This is a genomic window from Haloplanus salinarum (assembly GCF_024498175.1).
Classification (GTDB): Archaea; Halobacteriota; Halobacteria; order Halobacteriales; family Haloferacaceae; genus Haloplanus; species Haloplanus salinarum.
Genome location: NZ_CP101823.1, coordinates 1,952,268 through 1,963,656, shown reverse-complemented (window position 1 = coordinate 1,963,656; position 11,389 = coordinate 1,952,268). Strand labels below are relative to the sequence as shown.

Annotated in this window: 12 protein-coding genes; 5 read left to right on the top strand and 7 right to left on the bottom strand. The window is 66.9% G+C overall.

Annotated features, from left to right (window positions below; genetic code table 11):
- Positions 1-174: 174 nt before the first annotated feature.
- On the top strand, positions 175-1,209 hold the full coding sequence (gene asd, locus NO364_RS10135) for an aspartate-semialdehyde dehydrogenase (RefSeq protein WP_257627446.1): 1,035 nt from the start codon (positions 175-177) through the stop codon (positions 1,207-1,209).
- On the opposite strand, the gene NO364_RS10130 is transcribed toward asd, so the two are convergent.
- Positions 1,210-1,389, bottom strand: coding sequence for a hypothetical protein (locus NO364_RS10130; RefSeq protein WP_157690893.1), 180 nt, complete (start codon positions 1,387-1,389; stop codon positions 1,210-1,212).
- Between the two features lie 83 nt (positions 1,390-1,472).
- On the opposite strand from NO364_RS10130, the gene NO364_RS10125 reads away from it, so the two are divergent.
- Positions 1,473-2,090, top strand: coding sequence for a CFI-box-CTERM domain-containing protein (locus tag NO364_RS10125; protein WP_257627445.1), 618 nt, complete (start codon positions 1,473-1,475; stop codon positions 2,088-2,090).
- Here the strand turns inward: NO364_RS10125 and NO364_RS10120 are convergent.
- The 5 genes from NO364_RS10120 to NO364_RS10100 form a co-directional block, all read right to left on the bottom strand.
- The gene (locus NO364_RS10120) at positions 2,083-2,652 is read right to left on the bottom strand and encodes a hypothetical protein (RefSeq protein ID WP_257627444.1); all 570 of its coding nucleotides are present in this window, start codon (positions 2,650-2,652) and stop codon (positions 2,083-2,085) included. The two genes, NO364_RS10125 and NO364_RS10120, sit on opposite strands and share 8 nt — an antisense overlap.
- Positions 2,642-3,079, bottom strand: coding sequence for a hypothetical protein (locus tag NO364_RS10115; RefSeq protein WP_157690896.1), 438 nt, complete (start codon positions 3,077-3,079; stop codon positions 2,642-2,644). Before NO364_RS10115 ends, NO364_RS10120 begins: the two co-directional genes overlap by 11 nt.
- 54 nt (positions 3,080-3,133) lie before the next feature.
- Positions 3,134-4,867 (bottom strand): Nramp family divalent metal transporter, encoded by a 1,734-nt coding sequence (locus NO364_RS10110; protein ID WP_157690897.1) that lies wholly within the window; start codon positions 4,865-4,867, stop codon positions 3,134-3,136.
- A 213-nt stretch (positions 4,868-5,080) separates the two neighbouring features.
- Positions 5,081-5,464 (bottom strand): cyclophilin-like fold protein, encoded by a 384-nt coding sequence (locus tag NO364_RS10105; RefSeq protein ID WP_257627443.1) that lies wholly within the window; start codon positions 5,462-5,464, stop codon positions 5,081-5,083.
- On the bottom strand, positions 5,464-8,472 hold the full coding sequence (locus tag NO364_RS10100; protein ID WP_257627442.1) for an FAD-binding and (Fe-S)-binding domain-containing protein: 3,009 nt from the start codon (positions 8,470-8,472) through the stop codon (positions 5,464-5,466). The genes NO364_RS10105 and NO364_RS10100 overlap by 1 nt, the downstream gene beginning before the upstream one ends.
- A 242-nt stretch (positions 8,473-8,714) precedes the next feature.
- On the opposite strand from NO364_RS10100, the gene NO364_RS10095 reads away from it, so the two are divergent.
- From NO364_RS10095 to NO364_RS10085, 3 genes are all read left to right on the top strand, one after another.
- Entirely contained in the window at positions 8,715-9,083 is a 369-nt protein-coding gene (locus NO364_RS10095) for a VOC family protein (protein WP_157690900.1), read from the top strand.
- 65 nt (positions 9,084-9,148) lie between these two features.
- Positions 9,149-9,841 (top strand): DsbA family protein, encoded by a 693-nt coding sequence (locus NO364_RS10090; RefSeq protein WP_257627441.1) that lies wholly within the window; start codon positions 9,149-9,151, stop codon positions 9,839-9,841.
- A 44-nt stretch (positions 9,842-9,885) separates the two neighbouring features.
- Complete coding sequence (locus tag NO364_RS10085; protein WP_199243830.1) at positions 9,886-10,422, top strand: hypothetical protein; 537 nt, start codon at positions 9,886-9,888, stop codon at positions 10,420-10,422.
- 25 nt (positions 10,423-10,447) lie between these two features.
- Here NO364_RS10085 and NO364_RS10080 read toward each other — a convergent pair whose 3' ends face one another.
- Complete coding sequence (locus NO364_RS10080) at positions 10,448-11,362, bottom strand: HpcH/HpaI aldolase/citrate lyase family protein (RefSeq protein WP_157690903.1); 915 nt, start codon at positions 11,360-11,362, stop codon at positions 10,448-10,450.
- Positions 11,363-11,389 lie beyond the last annotated feature (27 nt).

Below are 11,389 nucleotides of genomic sequence, written 5' to 3'. Positions count from 1 at the left end.
ACCCCGCCGTTCGCCCCGACGGTTCCGATCCGGAACCGAAACATCCGAAGGGTGGACGATCCGTTGGATCTCCGAGAGATACGTGGCGATAACCGACTGTTCGGTCGATTCGCCGCGTTGGCGCGGTGGCGCCGAATCCAAACGGCCTTATGCGAGTGAACCGCATGGGCTCGTATGTCAGTACGAGTCGGCATCCTCGGTGCGACCGGTGCGGTGGGACAGCGGTTCATCCAGCTTCTCGACGGGCACCCGACGTTCGAACTCGCAGCGCTCACCGCCAGCGAGGACAGCGCGGGCAGACCGTACCGGGAGGCGGCGAAGTGGCGGGTCGACTCCCCAATCCCCGTCGACGTGGCCGAGATGACCGTCCGCGAGACGACGCCCGAGGCGGTGCCGGACGACGTCGACCTTCTCTTTTCGTCGCTCCCCTCCAGCGTCGCCGTCGACGTCGAGGAGGACTTCGCGCGCGACGGCTACGTCATCTCCTCGAACTCCTCGAACGACCGGCTGGCCGAGGACGTCCCGCTGACGATTCCCGAGATCAACCCCGACCACCTCGACCTGATCGAGGTCCAGCGCGACGAGCGCGGCTGGGACGGCGCCCTCGTCAAGAACCCGAACTGCTCGACCATCACGATGATTCCGCCGCTCGCGGCGCTCGATCGGTTCGGCATCGAACGCGTCGACGTCTCCACCCTGCAGGCCGTCTCCGGCGCCGGCTACTCCGGGGTCACCTCCATGGAGATCATCGACAACGCCATCCCCCACATCGGCGGCGAGGAGGACAAGATGGAGACCGAGTCCCGGAAACTGCTCGGCGACTTCGACGGCGCGGCGGTCGCCTGGCACGACATGGACGTCGCGGCCTCCTGTAACCGCATCCCAACGCTCGACGGCCACCTGGAGAACGCCTTCGTCGACCTCGCGGACGACCCCGACGTGGACGAAGTTGCGGACGCGATGCGGGAGTTCCCCGGCGTCGACTTGCCGAGCGCGCCGAACCAGCTCATCCACGTCTTCGACGACCCCGAGCGACCCCAGCCCCGGATGGACCGGATGCGCGGTCAGGGGATGCAGATCTGTGTCGGCGGCGTCCAGTCCACCGACCACGGCGTCAAGTTCAACTGCCTCGCTCACAACACCGTCCGCGGCGCCGCCGGCGCCAGCGTCCTGAACGGCGAGTTGCTGGTCGAGAACGGCTACCTCTGATCACTCCAGCAGCCGGGCCTCGGTAAAGGAGAGGTAGGCGAAAAAGGAGAGGGCGAGCAACAACATCCCCGCCTGCATGAACACGCCCTCGTAGATGAACTTCACGACCAGCAGGACGGCGCCGACGATGATCGTCCGAAAGAGGAGGGAACTCAGGAGGACGGTTATCGGCGGCGACACGCTCACGATTGGGCTTCGACCGGCAAAAGGTCGCCGGCCGGCCATCGGACAACGCTCATTACGGTGCCCGTTCGTGTACCCGTATGAGCACTGACGACGGGGCGGGGCCGCCGGCGGACGGGGACGAGGACCTGTCGGAGATGGGCGTCGGCGACGGGCGGGAGAAACACCTCTTGGTGGTGACCGCGGCCGGCAAGCAGTTCGACCACGAGAAGGTCTTCCTCCGGCACACGGAGACGGAGTATCTCGTCTGTGCCGATCCGGACTTCCCGCCCGCCGAGACGACGCGCTATCGGAAGAGCGACCTCCACCGCGCGGAGATCACACAGCACCACTCCAACTGCTTCATCACGACCGCCACCGCCGGCGAGGGGCCCACCCTCGACTCGCTGCGTGGCTTCCGCGCGGACGTGATGGCGCCGACCCGTTCCGGACGGGCGCTCCTCCGCGTCTACGAGGCCATGAGTCCGCCCATCGCCGCGACGCTCGCTCGCCACCCCGACACGGGACCGACCCGCGCCGTCCGGTGGCTGGTCGACGCCTGCGGATCGCTGGCCGACCGCCGGGACCGGACCGGTGCCGTCGGCCGGGCCCTGCTGTCCGTGGTCCTGATCGCGCTCTACGTCGTTGGCGTCGTCGTCGCCGCCGCGGGCCACGTCTGGCTCCGCGGCCGGGAACGCGTCGGATCGACGCCTAACTGAAGAACCGCTGGACGTTCTCGCGCGGGGCGAACCCCCAGCCGGATTCGACGACTACCTCGAAGGGTCGGCCCTCGGCGACCTCGCGCAACTCGGCGGCGAGGGCGTCCGTGTCGTCGTTCTCGTGGAGTCGGTAGGCGTTCGATCGGGCCCCCTCGTCGGCCGGGTAGACGGTGAGCTTCGGCCGGCCGAAGCGGCCGCCGCGGTTGAGCACCACGCGGTCGATCCCCTCGTAGTTGAACCAGTAGACGGTGTCGGCCTGCAACAGCACCTCGTCGAGGCCGTGGACCTCGTAAATCTCCTGCATCGCGCTGGCCTCGCGGCGGTGTTTCTTCGTCCCCAGCCCGAACATGGGCGTGATGTAGCTGTACTCGGCGAGGTGAAGCCCGTCGCTCGCGAAGAAGATGTCGGCCATCCGCAGCGGGAAGGAGCCGGCCATCCCGAAGTGGACGTGAAGTTCGGTCTCGATGTCGGTCGTAGGGAGGTCGTCGAACTCGTCGAGGTCGACCTCCAGGTCCGACTCGTCGAGCTCGGCGTCGGGGGCGCCCCCGGCTTCAGACGCCATTCGCACCCTCCCGTTCGGTTCGGTACCCCATGTAGGCAAAGAGGAACGCACCGATGATAAAGAAGGCCCCCGTGAGCGGGTTGACTTCCATGACGACGTAGATGCCGATTGCGAGGCCGACGACGGCCGTCGCGATGGACGCCCGCAGACGCAGCGAGTACGACTCCGTCGACTCGCCGGTTTCGGCGTCGACGTGGTCGCGGCCCACGCGGCGTTCGCCGATGTACGTCGCGATCATCAGTCCGAGGCTCACGACGACGATGGCCGTGCGAGCGCCCGGAGAGAGCTCCGTGCCGTAGGCCCGCCGGAGGAAAAGCGGCACGCCGATGGCGATCAGCCCGCCGAGATAGATGAAGAGGCGATAGGTGACCAGCAACCGCAACAGGGTCCCGAGCGGACGGTCCGGGGACTGCGTCTGGGATGCCATGGTCTCACTTGGCGACGACGGCAATAAAAAACGGTTGGTCGGCGAAGCGGTGCGTTACGACAGGAAGCCGCGCGCGTCTTCCGACCCCTCGACGGTGCCGGAAGCGTTCATCTTCCCGGTCGCGGAGCGATACATCGTGTAGATCTGTACGACGAGCGCGAACACCCACAGCGCGTAGCCGGCCGGGCCGCTCCCGACGACACCGACCGTCGTCTCGAAGGCCGGGAAGTTCAGCCCGTAGGACTCCGGCGAGGTGAGCACGCCACCGATGAGCAGCACGGTGAAGTACCCGAAGAAGCCGGTCGCCCACCACATCGCGATGATGCGGCCCCAGCCGGGCTGGGTGTGTTCGGGCAGTCGCGTCGTGTTCAGGATGGTCACCAAGGCGTTGTACGGCCACATCATCGCGCCGGCGATGGCGGCACCGATGACCAGCAGGATCCACGGCTGCTGGAACTGGGCGACGATGATGAGGATGCCCCACAGCGTGAAGAGCGTGAGCAGGGCGAGGAAGACCCGCGAGAGGTCCCACCCGGCACCGCGGCCGTACCCCTCGAAGATGATGTCCACGCTGTTGCGGACGAAGGCCTCGAGGATGGCGTACTGGGTGCTGAACAGGGCGATGAAGATCACCGCGTACATCAGCTGGGCCTGCAGCGCGCCCAGCTGCGGGATGATCACGTCGAGCCACATGTTGATGGCGCCCTGATCCGTCCCGCTGGCGTACTCGGCGGAGATAGTCATCGCGACCGTCGCGACGATGAGCAGACCGAGGACGAAGGTGAGGAAGTGCTCCTGCTGGGTGACCTTCCACCACTGCTTCCAGCGGAGGAGGTTCTTCTTCGTCGGCTCGAAGGTGAAGCCGCCGTGGACCTCCTCGGGCTCGGAGCCGCGGAGGGGGTTCTTGATCCGGCCCTGGTAGGTACCCATGCCGTACCCCTTCTCGCGGGCCCAGATGCCCTGTGCGAGGTTGATATACCCGCCGGCGCCCGCGTACGCGAGGCCGCCGAGGAAGGTTGCGATGTCCATGTCCTGCGGGAGCGCGCCGAAGTTGACGGCCCCGGCAGGGATGTTGGCGAACTGGCCGACCGAGCCGGCGATGAAGGCCAGGATCACCGCGCCGAAGATGGCGACGAACATCAATATCAGTTGGGCCTTCTCGATGGCGTTGTACAGGATCGGTCCGGCCTGGTAGCTGAGCCAGATCAGGATCATCGTCGCGACGCCGATGACGGCCCAGTTCCCGCGGGGAACGATCCCGGTCCAGACGGCCAGTACTTCCGACGCGCCGGCCGCCCAGCCGGGCCACCCGACGTGGAAGAAGCCGGCCACGAGGAAGAACCACGGCCAGAAGCTGTTCATCCGGTCGAACGCCCGGAAGATGCTCTCGCCCGTGGCGATCGTCCAGCGCTGGATCTCCGTGTTGATGAAGAACTGGGTGATGACGCCGACCCAGAAGGCCCAGTACAGGCCCCACCCGTTCTGGGCGACCAGCGTCGGCCAGAACATCGTCTCGCCGCTCCCGAGCGACGCACCGAGCATGATGGCGCTCGGTCCGACGAGGTGGGACACTTTCGGGACCTTCGGCATGTCGTATTTCCGGAAGCCCCATTTGCCGTCCGTACTCGGGTACTCACTCGTCTCGGGTGCCACCTCGAGGTCGTCGTAGTCGACGTCCCGGTACACCGTCGCACGATACTGTTCACCGACTTCGGCGGTCGTGTGGACGTCGTCCTCCGTCAGACCACCGTCGGTTTCGACTCGTTTTTCGTCGTGGGTATCTGTCATTGTCTCCCCTGGTTGGATGGGATCATACTTCGTGGGTCATGCTACCATCGTCTGTGCGATCCATGTTATCCAGGCTTGTCATATCATAAATAATCATCGATGCATGACAGCGGAGTAATGGTTCTATTCGGCAGCCACGCGCAGAAGCCACTCAACGGAGTGTGAGCGGCTCTAGAAGGGGAATATGTGAGACGGGAGGGAGTCGGATTCCTGTCAGTCGTCGGCGACGCGAACCGTCGCGCCGGCACCGCTCGGGAGGACCGACAAGGGAGCGATATCGTCGAGGTGGGCGACGACGTTCACCGGCGACGCGGCCCGCGGCGTCGAATCCGTACTCGCCGGCGTCGGTCCCCAGAACAGACAGAGCGCCGGCCCCTGTGGCCAGTAGGCTATCGCTCCGGGTTCGACCGCCGCCCGCGGGTCCTCGGCGCCGACGTCGGCCGGGACGCGAAAGTAGAGCTCGTCGCCCCAGCGGGTGGCCTCACCTTCGAGCGGGAACGCGTCGGCCAGCGCTCGGCGCGTCTCGGGGCTCTCGTCGGCCCACGTGGCCCCGACCGCCGTGCCGTCGACAGTGACGGTGAACGTTCTCTCGCTCATCACAGCGCGTCCGCGAGCTTCTCGACCGGGTGTGGCGGATGGTCGTCGTACTCGTCGCCGAGCTGGGAGCGACACGACGCCCCGGGTGCAGTCACCTGATCGCCCGGGCTCTCCTCGACTTCCTCGAACAGCAGGTTCCCCATGGCCTGCGAGATGTCGTAGTGTTCCTCGTGGTAGCCGAAGGAGCCCGCCATCCCACAGCAGGTCGTGTTGAGCGGGTCGACGTCGTAGCCCGCACCCTGCAGGACGCCGAGGGCGTGGTGGTCCTTGTTCGTCGCCTTCTGGTTGCAGTGGCCGTGGTAGGACAGCGACTGCTCGGGCGTGGCGAACTCGACCGACTCGGGCAGTCCGGCCACGTCGGCGTACTCCATGACTCCGTAGGCGGCGTCGGCGACGGCCTCGACGGCCGATCCCGAGAGCAGGTCGCGGTACTCGTCCTGGAACATGACGGCGTCCGAGGGCTCGATGAACACGACCGACCAGCCGTCGTCGACGGCCTCCCGCAGCGCCGAGACGTTCCGCTCGGCGCGCTCGCGGCACAGATCGAGCATCCCCGACGAGAAGGCCGCACGCCCGGAGGGAGCAACGTCCTCGGGGATGCGGACGAAGACGTCCGCCGCCTCGAGCACCTCGATGGCCGCCTTCCCGGCGTCGGGGTAGATGTAGTTCGTGTAGGTGTCGGGGAAGAGCAACACCTGATCCTCCGCGTCGCTCGGGGCCATCTGACAGCGGCCGCGGCGCTCGAACCAGGCTTCGAGGCTCTCGCTCGCGAAGGTGGGCAGTTCGCGCTCGCTCGAGATGCCGATGGCCTCCTCCATCACCTTGCGCGCGCCCGGAATCTTGGGCGCGATGTTGGAGACGGGCGCGAGCATCGAGCCGACCTTCGAGAGCGTGTCGATGTTCGCGAACACCCGCTCGCGGAGGCTGACACCCTCCTCCTGGTGGTACTGGTGTTTGACCTCCGTCTTCAGTTTCGCCATGTCGACGCCGGTCGGGCAGTCGCTCTTACAGCCCTTACAGCCGACACAGAGGTCCATGACCTCCTCCTGGAAGCGATCGGAGTAGATCTCGTCCTCGTCGAGTTCGCCGCTGATCGCCGCCCGGAGCATGTTCGCACGGCCGCGGGTGGTCTGGATCTCCTCCTTGCTGGCCCGGTAGGTCGGACACATGACTTCCGAGTCCGTCTGCCGGCAGGTGCCACAGCCGTTACACAGTTCGACGAGATGGGAGAAGCCACCCTCGTCCTCGAAGTCGAGCGCGGTCTGGGGCTCGACCGACTGGTAGTCCGCGCCGTAGCGCAGGTTCTCGCGCATGTCGGCGTTGACGCCCCGCTCCGAATCGGGACCGATATCCTCCGGCCCCTCGCGGTAGACGACGTTACCCGGGTGCATATGCCAGTCGGGGTCGAACGCCGTCTTCAGTTCCTTGAACGCGGTCCAGAGTTCGTCCCCGTACATCTTGGGGTTGAACTCCGTCCGCGCCATCCCGTCGCCGTGTTCGCCCGAGAACGACCCGTAGTGGTCGAGCACCAGGTCGGTAACGTCCTCGGTGATCGAGTGCATCTTCTCGATGCCCTCCCCGTCCTTGAGGTTGAGGATGGGTCGGATGTGGAGCGTCCCGCTCCCGGCGTGGGCGAAGTAGGCCGCGGAGGTGCCGTGATCCTCCAGGACCTCCTCGAACTCGAAGACGTACTCCGACAGTTCCTCGGGCGGCACCGTCGCGTCCTCGATGAACGGGTACGGCTTGGGGTCGCCTTTCATCCCCATGAGCAGGGGAATAGCGGCCTTGCGGAGTTTCCAGATGTCGGCCTGGTCTTCCTCGGTGTAGGCCTCGATGGCGTGGAAGGCGTCGCCGTTCTCGACGAAGTAGTCGTTCGTCTCCGCGATGGCCGCCTCGAAGTCGTCGACGAGTTCGGAGTCGAACTCCAGCATCAGCGCCGCCTTCGTCCCCTCGGGAATCATCTCGACGTACTGGGCGTACTCCGTCGAGTCGGCGGCGAGTTGGAACACCTCGTCGTCCATCAACTCCACGGCGCCGACGTCGAACTCGAGTGCCTCGGGAACGGCCTGCATCGTCTCGACGAGGTCGTCGAAGCAGTAGAGGACGAGCGCCGTCTCCTCGGGCAGGGTGACCAGCGACACCTCGGCCTCCACGATGACGCCGAGGGTCCCCTCCGCGCCGACGAAGAGCTTCGAGAGGTTGATGACCTCCTCGCCCGCGTCGTTCTCGTAGATGACCTTCTGGAGGTTGTACCCCGACACGGACCGTTTGAGGTCGGGATACTTCTCCTCGATCTCTTCCTCGTGTTCCTCGACGAGGCGGCGAGTCGTCTCGTAGATCCGGGCCTCCAGACCGTCACCGGAAACCTTCTCCTCCCACTCCTCGCCGTCGAGGACGACCTCCTCGGTGTGGATCAGCGACCCGTCCGCCAGCACGACGTCGAGTTCCTCGGTGTAGGCGTCGGTGATGCCGTACCGCACCGAGTGTGCTCCCGTGGAGTTGTTGCCGATGCCGCCGACGACCGTCGAACGGTTCGAGGACGCCGGATCCGGTGCGAACTTCAGACCGTGGTCTTCCAGCCGGTTGTCGAGGTGGTCCTGGACGACGCCGGGCTGGACGACCGCGCGCTGTCCCTCGGGGTCGACGTCGACGATGTCGTCCATGTACCGCGTGAAGTCGACGACGACACAACCCGGCCCGACCGTCTGTCCGCCGAGCGAGGACCCCCCGCCTCGGGGCAGGATCGGCACGCCGTGTTCGGCCGCCGTCTCGACGGTGTGTTTCACGTCGTCGACCGTTTGTGGCAACACGACTCCCGCGGGCTTGGCCTGGTAGATGCTCCCGTCCGTCGCGTAGAGTACCTGCGCGTACTCGTCGAAGGAGACGTCCCCCTGCACGCCTTCGCGGAGGTCTTCGGCCAGTGCCCGATACTCCTCGGCGTCGGGGTGGTCGTGCCCCAGGGAGTCCGCCGAGGTCTCTAATTCCGTTGATCGTTCATCAATGGCCATGCGTCACACACCGTACTGAGTTGGTATAACTCCTACGCTACGGTCTCTGAGCGCCCCGTCGCCGTCTTGCAGTCTATCTGAACGTGATGTCTGAATAATTGCCGCGACCGACAGAATCCTACACGAACGACCACGCACGATTCCGCGAATCGACACACTGCTCGGGGTCGCGTGGCGGACCCCCGGGTGGTCTGCCCCGTTCAGACATCTTTTTGTCCGCGGCGGGGCGTGTCGGAGACGCGATGAACCTGATTCACGTCTGTCTGAACGTCGCCGACGCGGACGAGTCGATCGAGTTCTACGAGCAGTTCGGCTTCGAGGAGTCGTGGTCGTTCGAGACGCCCGACGGCGAGACGGAGAACCGGTACGTCGCCGACCCCGACGGCGTCGAGATCCAGCTCTCCGAGACCGACGGCGAGACGGAGTTCGAGGCGGGGACCGCCTGGGACCACCTCGCCCTCGGCGTCGACGACGTGGACGAGGTTTTCGAGACGGTCGATCACTACGGCGTCGTCGAGGAACCGGGCGACCAGCCCGCGGCCGGCGCGCGCACCGCCTTCATCGAGGATCCGGACGGGCACGTCGTCGAACTCGTCGCACCGCTGGAATAAGGGGTCGTGCGCCCGCCGCTCACACCCGGCGAAACGTCTTTTCCGCCCGGTGGGTCCGTCCCTGCATGAACGGTTCGGTCCCGGAACGGCTCACGCGTCGTGGCGCCCTCGGAGCGGGACTCTCGCTTTTCGGTGCCGGCTGTCTGGGAACGGGCGGCGGGGCCGGGAACGGAAACGGGGACGAAGCACGTTCGCTCTCCACCCATCCGGTCGGGGCGGACCTGGCCGCCCAGCCCCGTCTCGGCCCCGACCCCGGGTCCGCGACGGCCACCATCGTCGCCTTCGAGGATCCGTCCTGTCCCCGGTGTGCCACCTTCGAGCGGAACACGGTCCCGAAGATCCGGTCGGAGCTCGTCGACCCCGGCGAGGCGACGTTCGTCGCCCGGACCATCCCGGTCGTCTACCCGTGGGGTGAGCCGGCCATCTACGCCCTCGAGGCGACGTTCGCCCGGGACGCGGACGCGTTCTGGACGCTCGCCGCCCACTACTTCGACCGGCAGGACGCCTTCGGCCCGGATAACGTCCTCGACCGGACCGAAGCGTTTCTCGACGCCGAGACCGACGTGGACGCCGCGGGGGTCGTCGCCGACGCCGAGAAGGAGGCCCACGCCGACGCCGTCGAGACGGACCTCGACGCGAGCAGAGCGGCCGACGTGAGCGGGACGCCGACGGTCTTTCTGTTCCGGGACGGCGAGTACCGGACGCGCGCTACCGGCTCCGTCAGCTTCGAGTTCGTGACCGGCGCGCTGGAGCTGTGAGCGTGGCGGTTCGCCTGCCCCTCCGCGCCGACGACTGGCGGCTGATGGGCCGGACGGCACGGCTCGTCCTCGGGGGGCCTCGCTACGCCGCCGTCGCCTTCGGCGCCGCCGCCGTCGCGCTCGTCGGGTTCGTCCTCTCGGGGAACCTCGCGACCGTCCGCGACGCCCTCGTCGGACGGGTGCCGGTCCCGATCCTCGCCGAACTCTTCCCCTTCGTCGGCACCTCGTACGGACCGCTGACGGGGTCGGTCGTCGTGTTGGTCGCCGTCCTCGTCGGCGTCGACGTCGCCCTCGTGGCCTACCACGTGCGCGAACACCGGCTCTCGGCGGAAGGCGGGGGCGGGAGCCTGCTTGGGGTCGTCCTCGGCACCCTCGGGGCCGGGTGTGCGGCCTGTGGCTCGGCCGTGATCGCCGGTCTCCTGTCGCTGTTCGGTGCCGCGGGGCTGGTGACGCTCCTGCCGCTGGACGGCCTGGAGTTCGCCCTGCTCGCGCTGGTGGCGCTGGTGCTCTCGATCCACTGGCTCGCCGAAGGGATGCGCGGCGGCGAGATCCGCGGCTGTCCGGTGGGTGCGAAAGAATAGGCGACGGGACGGGGTCGCAGCCGACTTAGAGGATGCCGGCGGCGCGGGCCTTGGCGACGATCTCCTGAGCCATCTTGTTGGTGGCCTCGTCGACCATCTGGCCGTCGACGGAGACGGCACCCTTGCCCTCCTCCATCGCCTCGGCGTAGGCGTCGACGATGCGCTCGGCGCGTTCGGCGACCTCCGGATCGGGCGCGAACACTTCGTTGCCGAGTTCGATCTGACTCGGGTGGATGGCCCACTTGCCGTCACAGCCGATCATGTTGGCGCGCTCCGCCGACGTCCGGAAGCCCTCGGGGTCGTCGATGTCGGCGTACGGACCGTCCATGCACGGCAGGCCGGCGCTCTTCGCGGCGGCGTTACACTCCGAGAGCGCGTGGTGCCAGTAGTGGCCGGGGTAGTCCGGGAACTGCCCGATGTCGAGGCCGGGCGTCCCCATCGCGGCGGAGTAGTCGCCGGGGCCGAAGATGATCGAGCTGAGGCGGTCGGAGGCGTGGGCGATGTCGTGGACGTTGTGCATCCCCTCGCCGTCCTCGATCTGGGGCTCCAGACCGATCCCCCCGACTTCCAGCCCGTTGTTCTCCTCGACCTGCGCGAGGAGGTTCTCGACGGTGTGGATGTCGCTCGGGCCGGCGACCTTCGGGACGATGATGTCGTCGATGTACTCGCCCGCGCGGCCGACGACCTCGATGATGTCGTCGTACCACCACTTGGTGTCGATGCCGTTCATTCGGAAGGACAGGATCTTGTCCGACCAGTCGTGTTCCTGGGCCGCCTCGATGAGCGGCTCCCGAGCCTCGGCCTTCGCGTTCGGCGCCACGGAGTCCTCCAGATCGAGGAAGACTTCGTCGGCGTCGCTCCGCGAGGCACTCTCCATGAAGTCGGGATCGCTGGCCGGTGTCGCGAGTTGCGTACGACGGAGTTCGACGTCTTCGGACATGTTTTGCGCATATAAAGGCCGCTCGCT

Bases quoted from the DNA above. Each gene is read 5' to 3' on its own strand.
- NO364_RS10095 (WP_157690900.1), top strand. From the start codon at position 8,715: ATGAACCTGATTCACGTCTGTCTGAACGTCGCCGACGCGGACGAGTCG.
- NO364_RS10120 (WP_257627444.1), bottom strand. From the start codon at position 2,652: ATGGCGTCTGAAGCCGGGGGCGCCCCCGACGCCGAGCTCGACGAGTCG.
- asd (WP_257627446.1), top strand. From the start codon at position 175: ATGTCAGTACGAGTCGGCATCCTCGGTGCGACCGGTGCGGTGGGACAG.
- NO364_RS10115 (WP_157690896.1), bottom strand. From the start codon at position 3,079: ATGGCATCCCAGACGCAGTCCCCGGACCGTCCGCTCGGGACCCTGTTG.
- NO364_RS10105 (WP_257627443.1), bottom strand. From the start codon at position 5,464: ATGAGCGAGAGAACGTTCACCGTCACTGTCGACGGCACGGCGGTCGGG.
- NO364_RS10125 (WP_257627445.1), top strand. From the start codon at position 1,473: ATGAGCACTGACGACGGGGCGGGGCCGCCGGCGGACGGGGACGAGGAC.
- NO364_RS10080 (WP_157690903.1), bottom strand. From the start codon at position 11,362: ATGTCCGAAGACGTCGAACTCCGTCGTACGCAACTCGCGACACCGGCC.
- NO364_RS10090 (WP_257627441.1), top strand. From the start codon at position 9,149: ATGAACGGTTCGGTCCCGGAACGGCTCACGCGTCGTGGCGCCCTCGGA.
- NO364_RS10110 (WP_157690897.1), bottom strand. From the start codon at position 4,867: ATGACAGATACCCACGACGAAAAACGAGTCGAAACCGACGGTGGTCTG.
- NO364_RS10100 (WP_257627442.1), bottom strand. From the start codon at position 8,472: ATGGCCATTGATGAACGATCAACGGAATTAGAGACCTCGGCGGACTCC.
- NO364_RS10085 (WP_199243830.1), top strand. From the start codon at position 9,886: ATGGGCCGGACGGCACGGCTCGTCCTCGGGGGGCCTCGCTACGCCGCC.